Consider the following 23542-nt stretch of genomic DNA (forward strand, 5'->3'; position numbering starts at 1 on the left):
GGCGGACCCTCTCCATCTCCTCAGGTGTCACACCTGACAGGACATCACAACGTACCTGACGACGATCAACCGGGGTAGCTAACAAAGCCCTACTACCAGGAGGCCCTGCTTTCATGCGCACACGAGCGGAAGATCATCCGAACCGGCGGCCCGCCCCACACTCCCGTGCGACTGACACACGTCAAGATCGGTAAGAGGACAGCTTCTTACCTCGGCTGGTACGCGTGGTGGAGAATGCTCCTCTGGATCCGCCGCAAGCACCCGCACATGACCTGGAAAGAACTGCGGCGGCGCTTCTACGGGGCCGACCGCATCACGGAGGACGACGTGGTCCTCTACAACCCGGCGAAGATGAAGGTCGAACGCTACCGCTTCCGCGGTGCGCAGATCAGCACGCCGTACAACATCGATGAGGTTGATCCGGACGGAGCGCGTTTCCGCCGGACCAGTCATGACGATGTGGCCTTCGTCGGCCAGGTCAGCGAACTCGTCACCTGAACATCGGATCACGTGGAGAGCCGGATGCCTGGCCAACAGGCACGTCCGGTTCGGCGGGCGGGGACGGGAAGACCGACGTCTTAGAGGACGCACGGCGTCCCGTCCCCGACCCAACACAAGCGCCACCACAAGTACCTCACTATCGTTGTTGACCACGAGTCAGGACGCCTGGTGTGGGCGGCGGCCGGGCGGGACAAGGCCACCCTGCGGAGGTTCTTCGACCTGCTCGGCGAGGAGCGCTCGGCGAGGATTACGCATGTGAGCGCGGATGCCGCGGAGTGGATTGCCTCTGTGGTCGCCGAGCGCTGCCCGGGCGCGGTCCGCGTCATGGACCCCTTCCATGTGGTCCAGTGGGCGACCGATGCCCTGGACGCGGTCCGCCGTCAGGTATGGAACGCCGAGCGAGGCGGCAAGGGCCGCGTCACCGCAGGGTCGAAGTCGCTGAAGAAAGCCCGCTGGGCGCTGTGGAAGCGGCCCGAGGACCTGACCGCCGGCCAGCAGGCCCAGCTCGCGTTCATCGCCAAGGCCCACCCGGTCCTGCACCGCGCCTACCTACTCAAGGAGGGTTTGAGGATGGCCTCACCGTTGTCGAACTTGGCGCACCGCCGCCCGCAGATCCCGCACCGCCGACGGCGGCCCTTCGCCGGGCGGGCGTGGAACCCTTCGTGAAACTCCAGCGCTCCATCGTCAAACACTGGGACGCCATCACCGCAGCCGCCGACCACGGACTGAGTGCTGCTCCGCGGAAGTTCGTGGAGGGATATTCGGGCCGATCAGGCCGTCTTGAGCGGGGTGCCGTCGTAGGTCCACTTGTAGGGCTTGGCGGTTTCGTTGCGGCCGATGACGTAGGTCTCCAGTTTGTCGATGAGGTCGTCGCGGCTGGAGAAGTCGCCGTGGCGCAGGACCCGGCGGGTCATGGCGGAGAAGTACAGCTCGATCTGGTTCAACCAGGAGGCGTGCGGCGGGGTCCAGTGCACGGTCCAGCGCGGGTGCGCGGCCAGCCACTTCTTGGTGTGCTTGGCGGTGTGGGAGGAGCCGTTGTCCAGGACGATGTGAATGTCCTGGCCTGGGGCGATGGCCGAGTCGAGCTGGTCGAGGAAGGCGGTGAAGGTCACCGCGTCGTTGCGGGCGATGACCTCGGTGAGGACCTCGCCGGTGCGCACGTCGAGGGCGGCGAGCAGGCAGGCGGTGCCGTGGCGGCGGTACTCGAACTCCTGGCGGGCGGGGGCGTCGGGCCGGGCGGGGCGGCCGGGGTGTCGCCGGGAGCGGGCGGCGATCGCGGTCTTCTCGTCGATGGACAGGACCACGGCGCACTGGGGCGGGTTGCGGTAAAGGTCGCACACGTCCGCGGCGCGGTCCCAGAAGTCGGGGGTGTCGCGGCGGGTGAGCCAGCCGCGGACCCGGTGCGGCTTGAGGTCCAAGTCCGCCAGAATCCGGCCGACTTGGGAGGCTGAGATGGCGGCGAAGACGGTGCCGGCGACCCGGGCGGCGATCGTGCGGTGCGACCAGGTCGCCTCAGGGTGGGGAGGTGCGCTGGTGGCCGCGGCCACGATGGCTACCCGCACCTCGGGGCCGTAGGTCTTGGGACGTCCCGAGCGGTCGGCGTCCTTGAGCCCGTCCGGCCCCTGCCGCGCGAACCGGCCGCGCCACTTGCGGACTGTGTTCACGGCGACCGCCAGTTTCCGCGCGATGGCGCCATTGCTCGAGCCCTCGGCGGCGGCCAGCACGATCCGGGCCCGGAGGACTTCTCTCACCTGCGCTTTTGCCGAGACAGCCACCCTTGTCAGGCGCTTGCGCACCTCCTGGTCCAGCTCCACCACCACCGCATCCATGCCCGGCACCCCGCCCGTCCGCCCCAACTCGAGAGATGATCATGGCGTGTCGGGGCGGAACCCTGCAGGATGGACCCCGTGCCGAAGAACCCGCCCGAGTCGATGCAGCACCACCTGAGCCACCGGCTGAACGCCCGAGCCAAGGAGCGCTGGCCCCAGCTCACCGGCGTCCAGGTCCGCTTCCGAGCCGGGTTCGCCTACGTGGCGGGGGAGTCGCCCGACGAGGCGGAAGTACTTCCCCTGTGCCGCCTGCGCTTCACCGGCGTCCTGCACACCTGGGGCTTCGCCATCTACCTCGCCAGCAGCAGCAAGTACCAGGACAACTTCCTGCCGACCGGCCTGCCCTTCGGCTCCCCCGAAGAAGCCCTCGACTGTGCTTGCGGCCTCTACCTCGGCGACCCGACATCCTGACCACTGAGACCGAACCGCCCGCGTGACGCTTTTCAAGCTTCAGCCAGCGAAGCCGCACCCGCGGCCGCACGATGCCCGGGCAGCGTGGGATCAACGCCCCGTCTTCGATCCACCTGGAGAATCCCATGCCGCTGCCCGTCTAGCCCGTGCGGCTGGCCAGCCACGAACTCATACTGCGGGAGTGGAAGAACGCGGACCTGCCTGCCATGGTCGAACTGTTCGACGAGCCCGAAATCGCTGACCGCACCCCGCTGTCCTCGCCCTTCGACATGGAGGCGGCACGCGAGTACCTGGAGATGATCCACCGCACCCGAGCCGAGGGACAACGGCTCCACCTCGCCATCACAACCGACGGCCACAAACCCCTCGGCGAAGTGCTGCTCAACCACTCCCGAGGCACCATGGGCTATGCCGTCGGAACCGCCCACCGCGGACAACGCCTGGCCCTGCGTGCCGCACAGCTCATGACCGACTACGCCCACCAGATCTTGGAACTGCCCCGCGTGCTTCTGGAAATCGAGGCTGACAACGCCCCCAGCATCGCTGTCGCACGAGCCCTGGAGTTCCGCCTCACCAACCACGAGCCAGAACGAGTCGAAGGGAAAGGCCGGGCCTTCATCCTGCACACCTGGGCCCATGACACTCCAGCACGCCCAGGTGACCACTGACACCCTGAGCACGCCACACAATGCCCGCCGGAGCGCTCAGCCACAATCACCCCTTCACGAACTTGCGCGGAGCAGCACTGAGTAACGGCCTGGTCGAGAGCATGAACACCAAGATCCGACTGATCACCCGCATGGCCTTCGGCTTCAAGGACGCCACCGCCCTCATCGCCCTGGCCATGCTCAGCCTCGGCGGCCACCGCCCCCACCTACCAGGCCGTCAACTCCCGAACTGACCACCCACGGATCCGACAGGAGAGCCCGATCATCTTCGCTAACGTCATCCCTGTTCCTTCGTGCCCGAGAGCCCCTTGGCGCCTGTTTCTCGCGAGGCCCTGGGCCGGGGCATCGGGCGCGATAGGTGGCGCTCGAAGCCGTCGTGCCCGGGCTCCAACCACGCAGGGCGGAGCCGCTGGTCGCGGTCCCGCCCCGCATTGGGTACTGCGGTGGTGTCAGCGCAGGCCGAAGGCCCGGGTGATCGTCTGTGAGACGGTGTTGCCCGCATTGTCCCGGGCGGTGACCCGGAGTGCGGCGAAGCCCGCGGACTTCGGGGCGCGCAGGCTCGTCCGCCAACTGCTGCCGCTGCGGTCCAGGCCGGTCCTCTGCCAGGTCTTGCCGTCGTCGTAGGAGACTTCGAGTGAGGGCTTCCCGATCGCGGCGGTCGTGCCGGGCAGGTGCGAGGCGGTCACGGTCAGCTTGGCGTGCCGGTCAGCGCGGCCGGCCTTGTCGGTGTCCACGCCGTAGTCGAGCTGGATGAGCGGCAGGGACTCTGCCGCCTCGCTGCCGGTGGCCGCGGAGGTGAAGTTCCACTTCGTCAGCGTGTGTGTGGAGTACGGGTGGGTCCACTCCGCGCGGTCGTTGTCGACAACCAGCCGGTAGGGCAGTCGCTTGGGGGCGAGGCCCGTGACAGGCAGGTACTCGGCGTTGCCCCAGTCGAGCTGCTGGTCGCCCTGGTAGAGCGCCATCCAGTTCTTTGCCTTGTAGTTGGCGTAGGCCTCGCCGACGTGGCCCGAGCCCGAGTCGCCCCAGCCGGGCGCCGGGATGTAGACCCCGTCGAGGTAGCGGACCGGCTGGTAGCCGATCGGGCCCATCCGGGGGCGCTGGATCGGGCCGAACCAGGAGACCTTGCCGGTCTTCCCGGCCGGGTAGCGCAGGACGTCGATCGAGTGCTGCCCAGTCTCGCCCTGGATGAAGGCGTCGTCCTGCCAGGTTGCGCCGGCGGTGACCCAGTCGGTGCGGTCGCCCTGCGCGGGTGCCGTGAGCTGGTTGCCGACCACCCAGCCCCGCCAGAGGTCGGGGCGGAACTCCATCGCCTTGCCCTGGCGGTGGTTGCGGAAGGAGACGGCTACCTTACCCAGGTCGCGCTGCGTGGCCCGCCAGGTCGGGTCTGCCGGGACGGCGCCGGTCCAGTGGTGCACCACGTCGTAGAGGTAGTCGGTGGTGGGGTTGGAGGTGACCTTCAGCTTGACCGGGCCATGCCTGAGCGCTCCGATGAGGTCGGCGCCCTGGTCGGCGTTGAGGGTGGCCACCGTCAGAGGTGCCGGGCTCTGCGGGCTCCAGGGGTTCTCGTCCCAGGGCTGCAGCCGGCCGATGCCGTCGTTGACCACCAGGAGCACCTGAACGCCCGCGGCCGCCGCGGCCGCGGCCTGCGTCTTGATCGCGGCCGGGTCGCCGCCCCGCACCACTACGGCCTTGCCGCGCGGCTTGTGGCGGGCCAGCTCGGCGGCCGTGCCATCACCGGCGTAGACCGCGGTGAGCGTGCGGGTGCCGGCTGGCAGGGGCTTGGCCCCGCGCTTGACCAGCGGGTCGGCGTAGGTCTTCGACTTCGTGGCGAGGGTCAGCGCCGGCTGCTCCAGGCGGAAGCGGGCGCCGAACTCGAACTCGCCGTCGGTGACCTTTTTACCGGTCGGCAGCGCCCAGATGCTGTCGTACGTCTCGTTGGGCAGCATCGAGGACTCGACAAGGGAACTGGAGAACGACCGGTGGACGTCCAGGCGCGGTGCGACGGCCGTGGTCCGCTGCGGCACCCGGGCCAGGACCTGACGGGTCTTGCGGCCATCGAGGGTGACCGTGCGGTCCTGGTTCAGCCGTACGTCGTTGAAGGCCAGCAGCGCCATGCCCAGGGAGTGCGGACCGCCCGCCCCCGGGACGTCGGAGGTGAGCCAGCCGCTGTAGGTGCCGACGGGCAGCCGCACCGAGCCGGTGCCGGACTCGTCGAGGTCCATGACGGTGAACATGCCCTCGGCGGAGAGCGTGACCCGGCCAGCCAGCGGCTTGCCCGAGCGGTCCTTCGCGACGACCTTCAGGTTCTGCCGCTGCCCTTCCAGCGCGGCGCCGATCAGGGTGCGCGCCCTGACCTTCCCGGAGCCGTCCATACCGGTGACTATGGCGCTCACCGGCTGGTCGGCCGTCAACCGGTCCACGGCCGCCGTGACGTCGACAGAGGCGGTGCCGTGCGCGGGGACAGTTACGTGGCTGTCGGAGAGCGTGAACAGCTGTGCCGGAACGGTGCCTTCGACCGCGAGGTCGAGGGTGACCGGCGCGTCGCCGACGTTGGTGTACGTCACCTTCCGGACCTCAGTCTCGCCCGGCTCGGCCGGCCAGGTGTGGAAGCCGGAATAGGCGCTGACGGTCGCGAAGACCGAGGCGTGCACCGCGGCTGCCGCGTCGAGACGGCCCGCACCTGCCTGGTGCGGCGTGTACGACGGGGTCGCCTTGGCGCTGCTTACCAGGGCTTCCTTCAGCTGGGAGCCCGTCCAGTCGGGGTGCTCGGCGGCCAGCAGCGCGGCCGCGCCCGCGACGTGCGGCGTCGCCATCGAGGTGCCGCTCATCGTGGTGTAGTAGCCTGCGCCGCGCTTGTAGTGGGAACGGGCCGCCAGGATGTCGACGCCGGGGGCGGTGATCTCCGGCTTCAGACCGCCGTCGCCGGAACGCGGGCCGGTGCTGGAGAAGTCGGCGAGATGGTCAGCGGAGTCCACGGCGCCGACGGTCAGCGCGGCATCCGCTGCGCCGGGGCTGCCGATGGAGTTCGGGCCGCTGTTGCCCGCTGCGATGACGAACAGTGCGCCGGTCTCGCGGCTGAGCCGGTCGACCGTCTGGCTCATCGGGTCGCTCGCGTCACCGCCGCCGCCCAGGCTCATGCTGATGACCTTGGCATGCTGGTCCCGGGCGGCCCACTCCATGCCCGCGATGATCCAGGACTCCTGGCCCCTGCCCTCGGTATCGAGGACCTTGCCGATGTTCAGCCGGGCGCCGTGGGCGACGCCACGCTCCTTGCCCTCGGAGGCGCTGCCGGTGCCCGCGATGGTCGAGGCGACGTGGGTGCCGTGACCGTTGTAGTCGGCTACGTCCTCCTCGTAGGGGACGAAGCTGGCGGTGGCGTCGAGCTGGCCCTTGAGGTCGGGGTGTTCTGCGTCGATGCCGCTGTCGAGGACTGTGACCTCGACGCCCTTGCCGGTGTTGCCCTCCGCCCAGACCTTCTGTGCGCCGATCTGCGCGGTCGAGTCGGCCAGGTTGGCCTGCACCTTGCCGTCGAGCCAGACCTTGGCGATCCCGCCCGCGAAGGAGGGCTTTGCCGAACGGACCACATCTGCCCCGGAACCGCCGGTGAGCGCGGACCAGAACGTCGCGGCCTTCTTACGGTCTTGGGCGACGGCCGCGCCCTGGATGCTGTCCAACTGCCGGACGATGTTCGAACCAGCCACGGTCCGCTGGGTCCGGGACCGGGCCGCCGCGTCGGTGTAGCCGACGATGAGAGGCAACCGGGAGGAGTGCGCGTCGTCGTAGCCGTCGGCAATCAGCTTCGTCACGTTGAACAACTGCTTGTCCAGCGTGCCGGCGCCGACGAAGGGCAGGGCCGCGTCGGGGTAGACGTACGTGGCTCCGTCGACGACGGCGCGGTGGAAACCGGTGGTGGTCCCGTTCACGCCCTCGAAGGACCGGATGACGGTGCCGTCGGACGCCGTGCCGATGGTGACCTTGTCGCCGGTGATCAGGGTCACGGTGTGCGTGCCGCCGCTGCCGGGTGGGCGTTGTGCGGCACCGGCGGCGGGCCCGCGACCGGTCTGGTCCGCGGATACGGCGGCCGTGGCCGGCGCGATACCGACCGCCAGAACGCCTGCTATCGCGACGATGGACGGAACAGGTCTGGGGATAGGGATACGGGACATGAAGGAGCTCCGGAACAGAAACGTGCAGTGAAAGGCATCGAAGAGGCGACTGTGGCCACATCGAAGGATGAAAGGCTTGACTGGATGAGGAGGGCAGCTACGCGCAAGCTGGTGGGCGGACTTGGGGCCTGGATGGGTCGTGCGCTTCGGGCGGCTGCTACACCTCGATAAGGTCGAGGCCACGTTATATGAAAATGATTTCCATTACAAAGGGGGGGGGTGTCGCCGCCACTCCGTGGTGTGAGGTGGCAGGCCGGGGGCCGAAGCGCCGGGATGGCAAGCGCCTGACGCATGGCGGCCCCCTTCGCTGGTGACGCGGTGCCTCAAGCGCACGGCGGGCGCGGGGCCGGCGCCCTGCTGCGGCACGTACCCGATGTGACGCGCGGCGCGCCGGGGATCTGCGCCGAGCACGCGCAAGGCGCCGCGGGAGAGTGGCCGGCGGCCAAGGAGGGCCTGGATCAAGCTGGTTCTGCACGGAGCTGCTCGGTCCCAAGACCGCCAGAACTCCCCGGGCGCCACGTCGAGGTCGAGTGCGTTCCAGAGGGTGCGGTCCCCGTGCCGGAGACCGCCCTCGGTCTGGGCGAAGACGTGGTCACCAACGTCGAGGCGTTCGGCGCGGGCACGCTCGCCCACGACCCGGCCGTCGGCGGGACCTTCCGCACATCCGCGTCTCCGTCGGCCCGAAGGCCCAGCCGGCCGACGGCAGGACGAGCCATCTCCTCAGCGCCGAGGTCCAGTTCCTCAGCGAGCTGCTGATCGTGGCGGTCACGTCGCTCACCATCACCCGGCCCCGAAACCCTGACCCCTACGACGTTCCGCTGCTCACGTTCGGTTGACCGGAAGGAGCCGGCGAAGCCAGGGATGGTTGGGCGCGATCACTTTGACCGCGTTCGCCAGCCAGGCGCGTGCCGGAGCGGCGAGCAGCGGCAGTACCGCTTCGAAGTCGGTCTCGTCCTTGTCCCGGGTCGCCTTTGCCTTGTAGAAGAGCTGCACTTCGGGCGCGAGGTAGGGGCTGTCTGCCTTGTTCGTTTGCCCGAGCTGGTCGATCGGGAGCCGGACTACCGGGGTGCGCCGCGAGACCCACTTGGTGCCCTCGGCTTCGTCCAGCATGAGCTGTACCGACCAGGGCGCCTTGGACGTGCGGCGGCACCAGATGTCATGGAGCGGCGGCCGAAGGACCTCTCCAGGACACCACGGTCGAAGCTCTCCCTGGCCGGGCGGGTCCGCCACCTACAGGTCTCAGGTGGCCAACAGTTCACGTACGAGCGCCTGGTCACGCCATAGAACTACGACGTCGAGATCGCCGTGTGCGCGCAGCTCGCGGCCGACCGCGAGTTCGATCGCGTAGCCACCGGCGATCCACCACGGGAAGTCCGCCTCGGCGAAGACCGAGGCCACATCTTCGGGACGATCCGGCACCCAGCGTCCCAACACGTCAGCACTCACCGGCCCATACTCCCGGTGACCAGGCTGGCGCTGTCAACGTTCTGGCTGGGGTGCCGTGTTGCTCGCTGACCCCTTGCGCTCATAGACGTCCATGAGTATCAGGGGCACCGACGGACATCGTTAAGACCGACCGGCAAATGGGGAGCGGCGTCGCGGTTGCTTGTGCCACGATCCTCCCGGGGCGCGCGCTCGAAGCCAGGCGCAGCAGCCCGCCGGGTTTGTTACGTCTACTGGCTCGCGTCCCCGCCCGTCCGCGTCCGCGTCAGCCGCGTACCCCTTCGAAGTCCGTGCCGATCGTGAGGGTGACGAGGCCAGGTGCCGCGTCCGCGTCCGCCCGGGGTTTCACCGGCCTGCGCAGGCGCTGAGCCACCGCGCGCGCCTGCTCCTCCAGGCCGGGAGGGCAGGTGACCGAGGTCTTCCCGCCCGTCTCCCCGGCGTTGGCGGTCCCGGTGACCGAGTAGCCCGCGAGGCGCAGTTGCTCCGCTGCTCCGGCGGCCGCGCCGGCCTCGCCGGTGCCGTTGAGCGCCTGCACGCGGATGGTCCGCGCGGCCAGGGGTGCAGGCGTCGTCAGCCGGTCCTTGTCGACCTCCTCGTCCCTGGCCAGAGCGGTGAACAGATCCTGTGCCTGGGGGTACTGCCAGGAGATGTTGGCCTTGTCCGTCGGGACGTCGAGCTCGCGCGGGTAGTTCGGAACGGTGAGGAAGGCCAGCCTGTCGGACGCGATCGACCGGATGTCCGACGCGAGTGAGGTCAGCGGCTTGATCCCGGCGAGCTTCGGATCCGTCGTCACGGACTTCGTCGCCGAGTCCAGGACGCCGTACATGGCGCCGGGACTGGTCAGCTTCTTCCGTGCCTTCGCGGCCAGTGCCTCCATGAACTCCTGCTGGCGCCCTATCCGGCCGATGTCGGAACCGTCACCGACGCTGTAACGGGTGCGGACGTAGCCGAGGGCCTCCTCGTCCTTGACCGTCTGGCAGCCCGCTTCCAGTTCGAGGTGGGCCTTCTCGTCGCGCATCGCCTGCTCGGGGCAGACCTCGATCCCGTCGACGGCGTTGACCATTCCCTTGAACCCCTGGAAGTCGACCGAAAGGAAGTGGTCGATGCGCAGACCGGTGTTCTGCTCGATGGTCCTGATGGTGCAGGCGGCGGCGCCTCCGACATCGCCCTTCGCGCCACCGATGGCGAACGCCTCGTTGATCTTCGCCCGGTGCGGCGCCGAGGTGGTGCCGTCGCCCCTGTCGCAGGCCGCTATCGGGACCCAGGAGTCCCGCGGCATGGAGACCACCGTGCCCCACTTCCGGTCGGCCGACAGGTGCAGCACCATCAGCGTGTCGGACTGCATGGTGTCCAGGTCCTTGCCGTACTTCGCGTTGGCCCCGTCGCGGCTGTCCGAGCCCACGACGAGGATGTTCAGGGCCCCGGGGCTGAGGTTGTCGGGCCGGTCCCCGCCGATCTTGCCGTCGATGTCGCCTGCGTGGATGTTCGCGTCCAGACTCCGGTAGACCCACGCTCCGGCGCCGCCGCCACCGGCGAGCAGTACGGCCAGGACGCCGACGGTCCAGGCGAGGTACCTGCCGCGACGTGTGAGGCGGACCGGCCCGTGGGCCCCGCCGCGCCCACGGCGCCCCCGCCCCTGTGCCCCTTGCATGCGCTTCCCTCCGGTCATGGGCATGGATGTGACCCATGCGCCCCCGTGTATTCTCGCGCGGTCCGAGGCGGAGCATCTACATTCCTGTAGAAGTTGTCCGCCCGGCCGCCTTTCCGCCCCCGGTGCACACATTGTTCCTCCTGCCGGGGTGAGGGCGTCACCACCCGGGGCCGGGCGGCGTGGCAGGGACGACTGCGGACGGCGGGTCGTATCTCAGTACGATGAACGGCCCAGGCGCCGGGCATCTCCGGGCACCGCGGCAGGAGCGAGACGCCATGACCGGCCAGAACCAGGGCGGTGCCCGGCAGCCCCGCCGCAGGGGTCAGGGAGAGCTCGAGAGCCAGGTGCTGGCGGAGCTGCGCCGTGCCCCGCACCCGGTGAACGCCGGCTGGGTCCAGGAGCGTCTCGGCAGCGGTCTCGCCTACACGACGGTGATCACCATCCTCACCCGGCTGCACGTCAAGGGCGTTGTCGAGCGGGAGCGTTCGGGCCGCTCGTTCGCGTGGACGGCGACGACGGACGAGTCGGGCCTGGCGGCCCTTCGGATGCGCAAGGTGCTCGACGCCGAGGCGAACCGCGAGGCGGTGCTGGCGAGTTTCGTGACCGCGCTGCCGCCCGGCGACGAGCGGCTGCTCAGGGAACTGCTGGCGGGGGCGGCGGGCGAAGGGGAAGACTGACGCATGGGGATCTTCGTCTTCCTGCCGATGGTGCTGCCCCTGAGCGCCTGGCCGGTCGCACGCCTGGCCGAGCAGCACCTGCATCCGCGCACCGCGACCTGGCTCCTGTCGGGTGTCGCGACGGTGCTCGCCGTGTGCAGCACGCTGTCGCTCGTCCTGATGGTCGTGGTCGGTACCGCGCAACTGCCGGGCAACCCCCTGCCCGACGGATGGTCCGACCCCGAGGTGCGGGAGGCCGTCCCGTACGACGAGTTCGCCGGAAGGGTGGCCATCCCGCTCCTGCTCGCCGTGTTCGCCTCCTGCGGATGGACGGCGGCACGCCACTTCCTGGTACGCCGGCGGGCGCATCTCGCGCTGGCCGGGTTGCCGCCCAGGAAGGTGGTACTCCTGCCGGACGCGACACCGTACGCGTACGCCCTCCCGGGCAGGCCGCACGGCCGGGTCGTCGTCACCACGGGCATGCTCTCGGCCCTCGGCGGACCGGAGCGGCGGGCACTGTTCGCCCACGAGCGGGCGCACCTGGCCGGCGCGCACCACCGCTTCCTGCTGACGGTGCAACTGGCCGCGAGGGCGAACCCGTTCCTTCGCCCGCTCGGTACGGCGGTCGGGTACACGAGCGAGCGCTGGGCCGACGAGGAGGCGGCGCTCGCCGTGGGGGACCGGCGCAGTGTGGCCCGGGCGATCGGCAAGGCGGCCCTGATGTCCCCGGGTGCCCCGCTCTCCACGCTCGCGGCGCTGGCGGCGCCCGGGCCCGTCCCGCGCCGGGTCGCGGCCCTGCTCGGTCCCGCGCCCGCGGCGCGGGCATGGCCGCCGCTGTCGACAACCGTGGGGCTGGCCGTGTGGGTTGCGGCGGCCGGTACGGCGTTCTCCGCCCTGGCGTCGGCGAACTCGGCTGTCACCCTGTTCTTCATCCTGAAGGCCGCCACGCCTCTCTGACGGTGCCCGCCGGGGCCGGACTCGACGCGACCCCGGACCGGGCCCGACGGGCCGACCGCACGCGCCTGCCGGTCAGCGACGGTGACCTCGTCCCCCGGCGGCCGGATGCCCCCACGGCCCCTTACGAAGGGTGGGGTGGAGCGCCCGCCCGGCACCCCACCCCTGACCCGCCCTGCGGTGCGTGTACCCCGTCAGGGCTAGTTGATGGCCTTGATGAGCTCACCGTCGGCCGTGTCGCCGCTGAGCTCCCGGAAGAAGGTGCCTCCGAGGCCCTGATCGGCCTTGTGGGCCATCTTCGTCCCGATGGTGGCCGGGGTGTCGTAGCTCCACCAGTTCGTGCCGCAGTGGGCGTACGCCGTGCCCGCGACCGTGCCGGTGGCGGGGCAGCTGTTCTTCAGGACCTTGTAGTCCCCGATGCCCGCCTCGTACTCCGCCGCGCCCGCGTAGTCCACCGCGTCGATCTTGCCGCCGACGGAGCCGTCGGCCGTGATCGCGGAGGTGATCAGGCTGTCCGTACCGAACTTCGAGCGGAGCGCCGACAGGAGGTCGCCGTAGGCGTCACGGCCGCTGGTGTCACAGGTCAGGCCGCAGGCGTTCGGGTACTCCCAGTCGATGTCGATGCCGTCGAAGACGTCGGCCCAGCGTGGGTCCTCGACCAGGCTGTGGCAGGACTCCGCGAAGGTGGCCGGATCCTGCGCGGCCTCGCTGAAGCCGCCCGACCAACTCCAGCCGCCGAAAGACCAGATGACCTTCAGGCCTGGGTGGAGCTTCTTCAGCTTGCGCAACTGGTTGAAGTTGCCGCGCAGTTCCTGGTCCCAGGTGTCCGCGACCCCGTCGACCGGCTGGTCCGCCGTGTAGGCCTTCTCGTGGTCGGCGTAGCTGTCGCCGATGGTGCACTTGCCGCCCTGGACGTTGGCATGGACGCGATGAGGTGGTGAGGGAGACCGTAGAAGGGCTAGACCAGTTGGGCCAATGGTTCGGACCAATTTCGGTGATCAAGGGAGCAAACCCCCGGTGACGGAAGCGCTCCGATCGGGCATACTCGACGCGCCACAGCCGCTGGCCAGCGCCTCCCGTGATCCGGGAAGGCAGGATCGGCTGGGGAGCCGTAGATTTCCGGGCATCGCCCGGGACCGTCCGGCGGAGCCGCTCACACCCCGCGCGCGCGACCGTCGTAACCCCCGACAGGGAGGAGAGCACCGTCATGTCCGACCGTGCCCCGCAGCCCGTGGAACGCCGACTGCCCACCGAGGAGTCCCGGCAGCTCATCGAGCTCGTCCGCGACATCGTGTCCAAGGAGATCGCTCCCCGGGCGGCCGACGAGGAGGAAACGGGAGTCTTCCCGCGCGAGGTCTTCACCCTGCTCTCGGAGGCCGGACTGCTCGGCCTCCCCTACGACTCCGCGCACGGCGGCGGCGATCAGCCCTACGAGGTCTACCTGCAGGTCCTGGAGGAGTTGGCAGCGGCCAGGCTCACCGTCGGCCTCGGCGTCAGTGTTCACTCGCTGGCCTGTCACGCACTCGCCGGATTCGGCACGGACGAGCAACGGTCCGCCCACCTTCCGGCGATGCTCGGAGGCGGACTGCTCGGCGCCTACTGCCTCTCCGAGCCGTCATCGGGCTCCGACGCGGCCTCGCTCCGCACGAAGGCCGTGCGCGACGCCGACGGCTGGGTCCTCACCGGCACCAAGGCCTGGATCACCCACGGCGGCGTGGCCGACTTCTACACCGTGCTGGCCCGGACCGGTGTGGAGGGCCCCCGAGGTATCACCGCCTTCCTGGTTCCCGCAGACGCCGCGGGACTCGACGCTGCCCTGCCCGAGAAGAAGATGGGCATGAAGGGCTCGCCCACCGCCCAGATGCACTTCGACGGCGTAAGGATCTCGGGCGACCGCCGGATCGGCGAGGAGGGGCAGGGCTTCGCCATCGCTCTGTCCGCCCTCGACTCGGGGCGCCTCGGTATCGCCGCGTGTGCCATCGGCGTCGCGCAGGCGGCCCTGGACGAGGCCGTCGGATACGCCACCGGGCGCCACCAGTTCGGCCGGCCCGTCGCGGACTTCCAGGGGCTGCGCTTCATGCTCGCCGACATGGCCACCCAGATCGAGGCGGGGCGGGCGCTCTACCTGGAGGCGGCGCGGCTCCGCGACGCCGGCCTGCCCTTCTCCCGGCAGGCGGCGATGGCGAAGCTGTTCTGCACGGATGCGGCCATGCGGGTGACCACCGATGCCGTGCAGGTGCTCGGAGGGTACGGCTACACGCTCGACTTCCCCGTCGAGCGACTGATGCGCGAGGCCAAGGTGCTGCAGATCGTGGAGGGCACCAACCAGATCCAGCGCATGGTCATCGCCCGTCACCTCGCAGGTCCCGAGACGCGCTGAACCGGACCGGACGGTCCGACCAGACGGGGGTCGTCATGATCCGGTTCCACTCCTGATCGTGACGCCCCGGCAGCGTCCGGCCGGTGTTCTCCCAATGGCGCAGCATCGCGCGGTAGATGGGCGGATCGTTGGGGTGCGGCACGGACTGCCGGGCGTGCTCCCGGGGCAGCGGTCCGGGTTGCGGAACCGATTCTCCGGTCGTGGGCGCGGCGAGCCGGCGACGTACGGGGCCGGCCGTTGGATGCAGCGTGGTCATACAGGTCCAACGCCGGTACGGGGCATAGGGTCACTGTCCCGCCGAATCGTGCGCCCGTTCCTCGGGTATCACGCCCGCCACGGGGCGATCGGCTGTGCGCACCACGTCGGCGCGCCCGGCGTGGCGCGCACAGCGTGCCGTCTCCTGTCAGCGTTGTCAGGCGGCGTGAGGCCGCGTCAGGGGTACGTACCTGACGGGACGCGACCCCGGTCCGCCGGCGTGCGAGAAGGGCTGCATCCGCCAGTCCAGGCCCTGAGGGAGCGTCAGCAGCAGTGCCGTCTCCTGCTCCTGGACCTCGAGGGTCTCGTCGGCGGGGCGTGCGTGGGAGGCGTCACGGTTCGTTCCGGGGCACACGGTGAGGACGAACGGGTTCCACGGCGAGGGGCACAGGGCGTGCTCGGGAAGCACGTCCTCGTCCGCCAGCAGGGCGATCGGCTGGGCACAGTCCGGGCAGATGACCCGGTACATCTCGAATGTGTCGTACGCGTCGGGAGCGCTGTCCTCGTCGCGGGCGGCGTACTCGTCGGGATCCGGTTCGGTACGTCCGGTGAGCTTCAGGCTCTGCATGGGATCTTCCCCCTCAGGTGGACCGGCCAGGCGCCACGGCCTCGGCCACAGCAAGCACTTCCCTCCGCGCGTCTGCCGTAATCGCACACCCAGCCGCTACCCACCCGTAAACTTGTGGTATTCGTCACATGCCCCTCGAACGAGCTCTTCGGAACCTCCTACGGCTGTGCTTGGAGGGACCCGGGGCCATAGGTTGATCCGCATGGAGGAGCTGGACCGTCAGATCGTGGAGTTGCTCGTCAAGGACGGGCGGATGAGCTACACCGACCTGGGCAAGGCCACGGGCCTGTCCACCTCGGCCGTTCATCAGCGTGTCCGCAGACTGGAGCAGCGCGGGGTGATCCGCGGCTATGCCGCGGTCGTCGACCCCGAAGCGCTCGGCCTGCCCCTCACCGCGTTCATCTCGGTGAAGCCCTTCGACCCCAGCGCCGCCGACGACATCGCCGAACGGCTCGCGGGTGTACCGGAGCTCGAGGCGTGCCACAGCGTCGCGGGGGACGAGAACTACATCCTCAAGGTGCGGGTCTCCACCCCCCTGGAGCTGGAGCACCTGCTCACGCGCATCCGTACGCTGGCCGGCGTGTCCACCCGTACGACCGTCGTCCTCTCCACCCCGTACGAGGCGCGCCCGCCGCGCATCTGAGACGTGCGGGAGGGGCCGGACCCTCGATCTCCGGCAGTCCGCACCGGCCGGAACCTCCCTGAACGGCGGCTCGGCCGGACCGGAACGCTGCTTGTGGGAGGGGGTGCGGGCAGAACCGCTTCCGGCAGGCGCCAGACTGGTCCCATGACCGAGAGCGCCGCCCCCCTGAGCGAACACCGCACCGTACTTCTGCGCGGTGGAGACGTCCACAGCCCCGCCGATCCGTTCGCCACCGCGATGGTCGTCGAACGCGGCCATGTCGCCTGGGTCGGTTCCGAGGGGGCCGCAGACGCCTTCGCGAGCGGCGTCGACGAGGTGATCGACCTGGAAGGGGCTCTGGTCACCCCGGCGTTCACCGACTCCCACGTCCACACCACGTCGACCGGACTCGCCCTCACGGGGCTGGACCTCTCCGGTGCCCGCACACTCGCCGAGGCCCTCGATCTCGTTCGCGCGTTCGTGAACGGTCACCCGGGGGACCGGGTGATCCTCGGTCACGGGTGGGACGCGGCACGCTGGCCCGGACAGCGGCCCCCGTCCCGCGGTGAGCTCGACGAGGCCGCCGGCGGCCGCGCCCTCTACCTGCCCCGTGTGGACGTCCACTCCGCCGTCGTGAGCACGGCGCTCCTCGACCTCGTTCCCGGTGTCACCTCGATGCCCGGTTACCACCCCGAGGCGCCCCTGACCGGCGACGCCCATCACGCCGTCCGCGCGGCGGCTCACGGCGCGGTCACTCCCGCGCAGCGCCGGGAGGCCCAGCGGGCCGCACTGGCGCACGCCGCGTCGCTCGGGATCGGCACCGTGCACGAGTGCGCCGGCCCCGACATCTCGGACGAGGACGACTTCACCGGCCTGCTGAAGCTCGCAGCCGAGCAGCCCGGCCCCCGGGTGTTCGGCTACTGGGCCGAGCGGATCGAGGACGCGAAGGGCGCCCTTCGCGTCCGTGAGCTCGGTGCCGTGGGCGCTGCCGGTGACCTCTTCGTCGACGGTTCGCTCGGTTCGCACACGGCCCTGCTGCACGAGCCGTACGCCGACGCCCCGCACACCGGCACCGGGCGGCTCGACGCCGCCGGGATCGCCGCGCATGTGACGGCGTGCACCGAGGCGGGGCTGCAGGCCGGGTTCCACGCCATCGGCGACGCGGCGGTCACAGCCGTCGTGGACGGAGTCCGGACGGCCTCGGAGAACCTCGGGCTCGCCCGCGTCAGGGCCGCACGTCACCGGGTCGAGCACGCGGAGATGCTCACCCCTCAGACCATCGCCGCCTTCGCCGAACTGGGCCTCACCGCCTCGGTCCAGCCCGCCTTCGACGCCGCGTGGGGAGGGGCCGACGGGATGTACGCCGCGCGCCTGGGAGCGGAGCGCGCCGCGACCCTGAACCCGTACGCCGCCCTGCTGCGCGCCGGCGTGCCCCTCGCCTTCGGTTCGGACAGCCCCGTCACCCCGTTGGACCCCTGGGGGACCGTGCGGGCCGCGGCCCACCACCGCACACCGGAGCACCGCATCTCCGTACGTGCCGGTTTCACCGCCCACACCCGGGGAGGGTGGCGGGCCGTCGGCCGCGACGACGCGGGTGTGCTCGTGCCGGGAGCCCCGGCCGACTACGCCGTCTGGCGTACCGGTGAACTGCTGGTCCAGGCCCCCGACGACCGGGTGGCGCGCTGGTCGACCGATCCCCGCTCCGGCACCCCCGGCCTGCCCGATCTCACGCCCGGAGCCGAACTCCCGGTCTGCCTCCGCACGGTGGTGTTCGGACACACCGTCTACGTAAGGCCGAACGAGTGACGTCCTGGGATTTCGTACCGCCGATCGAAGGCGCGGGTGCGCTGCCGCGACCTGTGAGCCCGCGTCACTGACCAGGCATTTTCGAAGGAAACCGCAGGTCGCGCGGCTGTTGACAGAAAGCGCCCACTGGCCGGTAGGTTCGGCCGGGTCCACCACTGGACGTCCGACCGGGTCAAACCTCCACGCAGTCGTCGAACGCCGCTGGGTCATGAGGTGGTGTGCCGCACCGGCGCACCACCACTGACAGCCAGGTTCAGCGCCCGCGCCTCGGGGGCGAGGGGTGGTTTCGTCCGGACGGCAGGTGTGACCCGGGTGGGGCCCGGAGGTTCAGTAGACAACGGCTTTCGGTCGACCCGCAGCCAGCGGGTCCCAGGTCGGCCCGAAGGACACCGGGCCCCGATCCGCGGTGCTGTTCTTCTGTCCGCAGTTCCACGCATCTGTCCGCACGCCGCACGCCGGCCCGTGACCGCGTCGGAGTAACGGCCCCCGCGCGCTGGATATGGTGTGCACCTGCGTACGGACTTTAAGGGGCAGTAGTGAACGACGGCGGTCAGAGGCAGTTCGGCCCGCTCGGCAGAGTCTTGGTGATCATTCCGACCTACAACGAGGCCGAGAACATCAAGCTCATCGCCGCCCGGGTGCGCGCCGCCGTCCCGGAAGCGGACATCCTCGTCGCCGACGACAACAGCCCCGACGGCACGGGAAAGGCCGCCGACGAACTCGCGGCCGGCGACAGCCACGTGCACGTCCTGCACCGCGAGGGCAAGGAAGGGCTCGGCGCCGCCTACCTCGCCGGCTTCCGCTGGGGCTCCGAGCACGACTACGGCGTCCTGGTCGAGATGGACGCCGACGGCTCCCACCAGCCGGAGGAACTGCCCCGCCTCCTCACCGCCCTCAAGGGGGCCGACCTGGTCCTCGGCTCGCGCTGGGTGCCCGGCGGCCGGGTGGTCAACTGGCCCAGGCACCGCGAGATGATCTCGCGCGGCGGGAGCCTCTACTCCCGGATGCTGCTGGGCCTGTCGGTGCGCGACGTCACCGGCGGCTACCGGGCCTTCCGTACGCCGACGCTCGACGGCCTCGGCCTCGACGAGGTCGCCTCGCAGGGGTACTGCTTCCAGGTCGACCTCGCCCGGCGTGCCGTCGAGGCGGGATACCACGTCGTCGAGGTGCCGATCACGTTCATGGAACGCGAGATCGGCGACTCCAAGATGAGCCGGGACATCCTCGTGGAGGCCCTGTGGCGGGTCACCGGCTGGGGCATTACGGGCAGGGCCAGCAAGGTCCTGCGGCGCAAGACGTCCTGACCGGCGCCCGCCTGCGCCGTAGCGGCGCCAAGATCAGCCCCTTACGCCGCTTGCACGCCCTTACAGGCACACTGGGGTCATGACGACCGGCACACCGCCTCCGAACCGTCCACGGCGCTCACGCGCCCGCACCCTCCTGCCGCTGGGCGTCGCCGCCTGGATCGTGCTGGAGATCTGGCTGCTGATCGTGGTGGCGGGTGCGACGAACGGCTTCACCGTGCTGCTGATCCTGGTCGCCGGTGCAGTGCTCGGCGCCGTGGTGATCAAGAGGGCGGGCCGACGGGCCTTCCGTAACCTCACCGAAACCCTCCAGCAGATGCCCGGACAGCCCGGCGCCGCCGATGCACAGGCCGGCCGGACGGGAAGCAAGGGCAACGGCCTGCTGATGCTGGGCGGGCTGCTCCTGATGATCCCCGGGGTGATCTCCGACGCGGCGGGGCTCCTGCTCCTGCTGCCCCCGGTCCGCGCCGTGCTCGGCCGCTATGCCGAGCGCTCGCTGGAACGCCGCATGCGCACGGTGGCCCCGGGAGGATTCTCCGACGCCTTCCAGCAGGCCCGCATCCACCGGCCCGACGGCAAGGTGGTGCAGGGTGAGGTCATCCGTGAGGACGGGACTACCGGTCGGCCGCGCCCCGACGACGCGGACGGGGACCGTCCGCCGTTGACCCCCTGAGCCGGGCCCGCGCCCCTGGTTGCGGGCGCTCGCACTCCTGCCGTGCGACGAGACGTGTCCCCGGAGATTCGAAAGCCGCGCAAAAGAGCCGCGGGCCGTGACACACGTTCTGTGTCACGGCCCGCGGCTCTTGATCTGTGCGGTGTTGTCGCGGTCAGGCAGACTTCCTGCTGTCACGCGGGTGCACGGCGATGTTCATGGCGCCGGAGCGCAGGACCGCCAGCCTCTCGGCCAGCACTTCCTCCAGCTCCTCGCGGGTGCGCCGCTCCATGAGCATGTCCCAGTGCGTACGCGCAGGCTTGCCCTTCTTCTCCTCGGGGCCATCCCCGTCCACCAGGAGTGCCGTGGCGCCGCACGCCTTGCACTCCCACTCCGGCGGAATTTCCGCCTCTACCGAGAACGGCATCTCAAATCGATGTCCGTTCTGGCATGCGTACTCCACCGCCTGGCGCGGGGCCAGATCGATGCCGCGGTCCGTCTCGTAGCTGGTAACCACGAGTCGCGTGCCGCGGAGAGCTCGCTCACTCATGAATCGTGCCTCCCGGGCTTGTCGCCCACAGGACAGAAGTCGCTGTCGTCGTCATCCGGTCAACGTCCGGTCGGCGGTGAAGATTCCCGTTGCCGGTCATGCGTCGCCCGTCGTGCGCTGCCTTTGTCTGGGTGCTTACCCATCGGTGCCCGGTTTGTCACATCTGGTCGAAGTTGTCACCCAACGGTTTGACTTCTTCCGCACGCAGTAACGGTCCTCCGGGCAGGCCAAAGGCGTACACTACCGGCCTTTCACTTCAACGCCTAAATCCGTTCCGGAACCGGATTGCCCGCGGCGGCCACCGCGGCCCGTACGGGGACCCTCGCGAGCAGGACCGAACCGAGCGCGAAGAAGATCACCAAGGACATGATCGCATCCCGGTAGCTGCCGGTCAGCTGATAGCCGAGACCGAAGACCAGCGGCCCCAGCCAGCTGAGTCCCCGGTCGCTCATCTCGTAGGCGGAGAAGTACTCCGCCTCCTTCCCCCGCGGGACCAGGTGCGAGAACAGCGACCGCGACAGGGCCTGGCTGCCGCCCAGTACGAGGCCGATCGCCGCGGCCAGCGCGTAGAAGAACACCGGCGCGCCGGCGGGCAGCACGTACGCCGACGCGAGGATCAGGGTCCACACCGCCAGTGAGCCGAGGATGGTCCGCTTCGCGCCGTACAGCCGGGCGAGCCGCCCCATGCCCAGCGCACCCGCCACCGCGAGCACCTGGACGAGCAGTACCGCCGTGATCAGAGTCGTCTGGTCCAGGCCCAGCTCCTCGGAGCCGTACAGAGAGGCCTGGGAGATCACCGTCTGGATACCGTCGTTGTAGACCAGATAGGCGAGCAGGAAGGACAGCGTGAGCGGATGGCGCCGCATGTCGCGCAAGGTCGCCCGCAACTGCCGCCAGCCCGAGCCGACCGCGCCCGCACCGCCTGGGGCCACACGGCGGTCGCGCAGCCGCCGCAGTGGTACGAGGGAGAAGGCGCCCCACCACACCCCGGCGGACGCGATGCAGATCCGGACCGCGTCGGACTCCGACAGCCCGAACGAGTCGTGGCCCGTGTAGAGGACCAGGTTCAGGACGAGGACGAACGCCCCCGAGGTGTACCCGAAGGCCCAGCCGCGGGAGGAGACCGCGTCGCGTTCGTCCGGGGTGGCGATCTGCGGCAGATAGGCGTTGTACAGGGCCATCGACACGGAGATCGACGCGTTCGCCACGATCAGCAGGAACGCCCCCAGCAGATAGCGGTGCCCGTCCAGGAAGAACATGCAGGCCGTCGCCGTCGCGCCGGTGTACGCCGCAGCGGCGAGCAGTGGCTTCTTGCGTCCTGTGCGGTCCGCGGCAGCGCCCACGACGGGCATGACGACCACGGCCACGACGATGGACACCGACACGGCGTACGCGAAGAGTGAGCCCGCCCGCACGGGTATGCCCAGCGGATGCACGAACCCGTCCCCGTCGGCGGCCGCCTTGGCGATCGACGTCAGATAGGGGCCGAGGAAGACCGTGAGGACGCTGGTCGAGTACACGGAGCACGCGAAGTCGTAGAAGTACCAGCCCCGTTGCTCACGCCTTCGCTCGACGGTCCCGGCCGGCTGTTCGGCGGGCCCCGCCGTTCCTGCGGTGTCGGTGCTCACGCCGCGCCCCCTCGCTCGTCCCGTGCGGACGCGGCAGGTCCCGGCGTCAGGCCCACGCCCCACGCCCGCTCAGCACCGTGCGCAGCGTCTCGATGTGATCGGTCATGATGCCATCGACGCCGAGGTCCAGGAGTGCCGCCATCCGTTCCGGTTCGTTGACCGTCCAGACGTGGACCCGCAGCCCGAGCGCGTGCGCGGTGTGGACGAACCTCCGGTCCACCACGCGGATGCCGTTCTGGCTCTCCGGGACCTGCGCGCAGACCGCCCCGGACCGGAGCGCTGCCGGGATGCCGTACGAGCGCAGGCGCAGGCAGAGGATGCCGCGCACCCCGTAGGAGGTGGCCAGACCTGGACCCGCGAGGCGTTGGGCCCTGGCGACCCGGGCCTCGGAGAACGACCCCACGCACACCCGGTCCCAGGCGCCGGTCCTGCGGATCAGTTCGACGAGCGGGACGAGGGCCCGCTCGGACTTGATGTCCACGTTCCAGCGGGCCTCGGGGAATTCCTCCAGCAGTTCCTCGAAGAGCGGCAGGGGCTCGCTGCCCGCGACCCTCGCCCGGCGGATCTCGTCCCAGGGGAGCTCGGCGATTCGGCCGTGCGCGTCCGTCACCCGGTCGAGCGTCGGGTCGTGGAAGGCGACGAGACGGCCGTCGGCAGTGGCGTGGACGTCGGTCTCGAAGTAGCGGTAGCCGGTCTCGGCCGCCCGCCGGAACGCGGCGGCGGTGTTCTCCAAGCCGCCGGCCGCCCCGCCGCGGTGGGCGAAGGGGATCGGCGAGGGATGGTCCAGATAGGGATGGCGTCCAGAGGTCACCGCGGAAGTATCGCCTTCGACGGTGGCCGTCCGGCGACGTCCGCACGGCCCGCGTCCGGCGCCAGGAGGTCGAAGACGCGCAGGAAGAGCTGTGCGAGAGGGCCGATCGCCAGTGCGTACAGGACCGTGCCGACGCCCAGTGAGCCGCCGAGCAGGAAGCCGGTCGCCACGACGGCCACCTCGATCGCCGTACGCACCAGCCGGATGGAACGGCCGGTCAGCCGGTGCAGACCGGTCATCAGGCCGTCGCGCGGCCCCGGGCCGAAGCGCGCCGAGATGTAAAGCCCGGTGGCGACCCCGTTGAGCACGATGCCCGCCGTCATCACCGGGATCTGCGCGGCGAGGCCGTGCGCGTCCGGTACGAGGGCGAGGGTGCCGTCCATGGCGAGTCCGACGGCGAAGACGTTGGACACGGTGCCGAGCCCGGGGCGCTGCCTGATGGGGATCCACAGGAGGAGGACGACCGCGCCGACGATGATCGACACGACCCCGATCGATATGCCGGTCCGCTCGGCCAGCCCCTGGTGCAGGACGCCCCACGGTTCGAGTCCCAGCCCCGCGCGGACCAGGAGCGCCGAACTCGCCCCGTACAGGGCCAGGCCCACATACAGGTGAGTCAGCCGCCGGGTGAGCCGGGAGCCGCGCCGGGCGGTCATGTCGGACAAGTGGTGCCCCCGTATGGTCGTA

General features: G+C 70.2%; 21 protein-coding genes and 2 pseudogenes. 12 read left to right on the forward strand and 11 right to left on the reverse strand.

Translation table 11 applies throughout. From position 1 onward, the window contains the following. Positions 1-267 precede the first annotated feature (267 nt). Positions 268-498 carry a hypothetical protein gene (locus ACFU5K_RS17155; protein ID WP_384061993.1) on the forward strand — a complete coding sequence of 77 codons (231 nt, stop codon included), beginning with the start codon at positions 268-270 and terminating at the stop codon, positions 496-498. A gap of 114 nt (positions 499-612) precedes the next feature. Continuing rightward, positions 613-1078, forward strand: a pseudogene (locus ACFU5K_RS17160) (transposase); the annotation flags it as partial. Positions 1079-1271: 193 nt separating this feature from the next. Here the strand turns inward: ACFU5K_RS17160 and ACFU5K_RS17165 are convergent. After that, entirely contained in the window at positions 1272-2330 is a 1059-nt protein-coding gene (locus ACFU5K_RS17165) for an IS630 family transposase (protein ID WP_384061996.1), read from the reverse strand. Between the two features lie 78 nt (positions 2331-2408). On the opposite strand from ACFU5K_RS17165, the gene ACFU5K_RS17170 reads away from it, so the two are divergent. The 3 genes and pseudogenes from ACFU5K_RS17170 to ACFU5K_RS17180 form a co-directional block, all read left to right on the forward strand. Further along, positions 2409-2741, forward strand: a complete 333-nt coding sequence (locus tag ACFU5K_RS17170; RefSeq protein ID WP_384061999.1) for a hypothetical protein — start codon at positions 2409-2411, stop codon at positions 2739-2741. Positions 2742-2887: 146 nt separating this feature from the next. After that, complete coding sequence (locus ACFU5K_RS17175; RefSeq protein ID WP_384062001.1) at positions 2888-3409, forward strand: GNAT family N-acetyltransferase; 522 nt, start codon at positions 2888-2890, stop codon at positions 3407-3409. A 77-nt stretch (positions 3410-3486) separates the two neighbouring features. Beyond that, positions 3487-3642, forward strand: a pseudogene (locus tag ACFU5K_RS17180) (transposase); the annotation flags it as partial. Between the two features lie 216 nt (positions 3643-3858). Here ACFU5K_RS17180 and ACFU5K_RS17185 read toward each other — a convergent pair. From ACFU5K_RS17185 to ACFU5K_RS17200, 4 genes are all read right to left on the reverse strand, one after another. Next, on the reverse strand, positions 3859-7575 hold the full coding sequence (locus tag ACFU5K_RS17185) for a S8 family serine peptidase (protein ID WP_384062004.1): 3717 nt from the start codon (positions 7573-7575) through the stop codon (positions 3859-3861). A gap of 822 nt (positions 7576-8397) precedes the next feature. Then, positions 8398-8685: a hypothetical protein gene (locus ACFU5K_RS17190; RefSeq protein WP_384062007.1), complete on the reverse strand. Its 288-nt coding sequence runs from the start codon at positions 8683-8685 to the stop codon at positions 8398-8400. 129 nt (positions 8686-8814) lie between these two features. Continuing rightward, positions 8815-9021 carry a nucleotidyltransferase domain-containing protein gene (locus ACFU5K_RS17195; protein ID WP_384062010.1) on the reverse strand — a complete coding sequence of 69 codons (207 nt, stop codon included), beginning with the start codon at positions 9019-9021 and terminating at the stop codon, positions 8815-8817. Positions 9022-9283: 262 nt separating this feature from the next. Then, positions 9284-10669, reverse strand: coding sequence for an LCP family protein (locus tag ACFU5K_RS17200; protein ID WP_384062013.1), 1386 nt, complete (start codon positions 10667-10669; stop codon positions 9284-9286). Positions 10670-10944: 275 nt separating this feature from the next. Between ACFU5K_RS17200 and ACFU5K_RS17205 the strand changes: the two genes are divergently transcribed. Together ACFU5K_RS17205 and ACFU5K_RS17210 are read left to right on the forward strand one after the other, a co-directional pair. Continuing rightward, the gene (locus tag ACFU5K_RS17205) at positions 10945-11346 is read left to right on the forward strand and encodes a BlaI/MecI/CopY family transcriptional regulator (RefSeq protein WP_384062016.1); all 402 of its coding nucleotides are present in this window, start codon (positions 10945-10947) and stop codon (positions 11344-11346) included. Between the two features lie 3 nt (positions 11347-11349). Next, positions 11350-12282 carry a M56 family metallopeptidase gene (locus ACFU5K_RS17210; RefSeq protein WP_384062019.1) on the forward strand — a complete coding sequence of 311 codons (933 nt, stop codon included), beginning with the start codon at positions 11350-11352 and terminating at the stop codon, positions 12280-12282. 197 nt (positions 12283-12479) lie between these two features. Here the strand turns inward: ACFU5K_RS17210 and ACFU5K_RS17215 are convergent, their stop codons facing one another. Beyond that, complete coding sequence (locus ACFU5K_RS17215) at positions 12480-13256, reverse strand: glycosyl hydrolase family 18 protein (protein WP_384062102.1); 777 nt, start codon at positions 13254-13256, stop codon at positions 12480-12482. A gap of 230 nt (positions 13257-13486) precedes the next feature. Between ACFU5K_RS17215 and ACFU5K_RS17220 the strand changes: the two genes are divergently transcribed. Further along, positions 13487-14659: an acyl-CoA dehydrogenase family protein gene (locus ACFU5K_RS17220; RefSeq protein ID WP_384062022.1), complete on the forward strand. Its 1173-nt coding sequence runs from the start codon at positions 13487-13489 to the stop codon at positions 14657-14659. A gap of 412 nt (positions 14660-15071) precedes the next feature. On the opposite strand, the gene ACFU5K_RS17225 is transcribed toward ACFU5K_RS17220, so the two are convergent. Beyond that, a complete protein-coding gene (locus ACFU5K_RS17225; protein WP_384062025.1) occupies positions 15072-15482 on the reverse strand; it encodes a hypothetical protein in 411 nt (136 codons plus the stop codon). Between the two features lie 202 nt (positions 15483-15684). Here ACFU5K_RS17225 and ACFU5K_RS17230 point away from each other — a divergent pair, with 202 nt between their 5' ends. The 4 genes from ACFU5K_RS17230 to fxsA all read left to right on the forward strand — a co-directional run bounded on the left by ACFU5K_RS17230 (position 15685) and on the right by fxsA (position 19887). Further along, a complete protein-coding gene (locus ACFU5K_RS17230; RefSeq protein ID WP_384062027.1) occupies positions 15685-16125 on the forward strand; it encodes an Lrp/AsnC family transcriptional regulator in 441 nt (146 codons plus the stop codon). Positions 16126-16269: 144 nt separating this feature from the next. Then, a complete protein-coding gene (locus tag ACFU5K_RS17235; protein WP_384062030.1) occupies positions 16270-17910 on the forward strand; it encodes an amidohydrolase in 1641 nt (546 codons plus the stop codon). Between the two features lie 536 nt (positions 17911-18446). Beyond that, positions 18447-19214, forward strand: a complete 768-nt coding sequence (locus ACFU5K_RS17240) for a polyprenol monophosphomannose synthase (RefSeq protein ID WP_384062033.1) — start codon at positions 18447-18449, stop codon at positions 19212-19214. A 79-nt stretch (positions 19215-19293) separates the two neighbouring features. Continuing rightward, positions 19294-19887 carry an FxsA family membrane protein gene (gene fxsA / locus ACFU5K_RS17245; protein WP_384062035.1) on the forward strand — a complete coding sequence of 198 codons (594 nt, stop codon included), beginning with the start codon at positions 19294-19296 and terminating at the stop codon, positions 19885-19887. A 154-nt stretch (positions 19888-20041) separates the two neighbouring features. Here the strand turns inward: fxsA and ACFU5K_RS17250 are convergent, their stop codons facing one another. The 4 genes from ACFU5K_RS17250 to ACFU5K_RS17265 form a co-directional block, all read right to left on the reverse strand. Next, a complete protein-coding gene (locus ACFU5K_RS17250; RefSeq protein ID WP_266363297.1) occupies positions 20042-20416 on the reverse strand; it encodes an RNA polymerase-binding protein RbpA in 375 nt (124 codons plus the stop codon). Between the two features lie 263 nt (positions 20417-20679). Beyond that, entirely contained in the window at positions 20680-22044 is a 1365-nt protein-coding gene (locus ACFU5K_RS17255) for an MFS transporter (protein ID WP_384062038.1), read from the reverse strand. A 46-nt stretch (positions 22045-22090) separates the two neighbouring features. Continuing rightward, positions 22091-22855: a glycerophosphodiester phosphodiesterase gene (locus tag ACFU5K_RS17260; protein ID WP_384062041.1), complete on the reverse strand. Its 765-nt coding sequence runs from the start codon at positions 22853-22855 to the stop codon at positions 22091-22093. Beyond that, a complete protein-coding gene (locus tag ACFU5K_RS17265) occupies positions 22852-23520 on the reverse strand; it encodes a YitT family protein (RefSeq protein WP_384062044.1) in 669 nt (222 codons plus the stop codon). The genes ACFU5K_RS17260 and ACFU5K_RS17265 overlap by 4 nt, the downstream gene beginning before the upstream one ends. Positions 23521-23542 lie beyond the last annotated feature (22 nt).

Origin of the sequence: Streptomyces sp. NPDC057428 (assembly GCF_042803195.1) — a bacterium.
GTDB lineage: Bacteria > Actinomycetota > Actinomycetes > Streptomycetales > Streptomycetaceae > Streptomyces.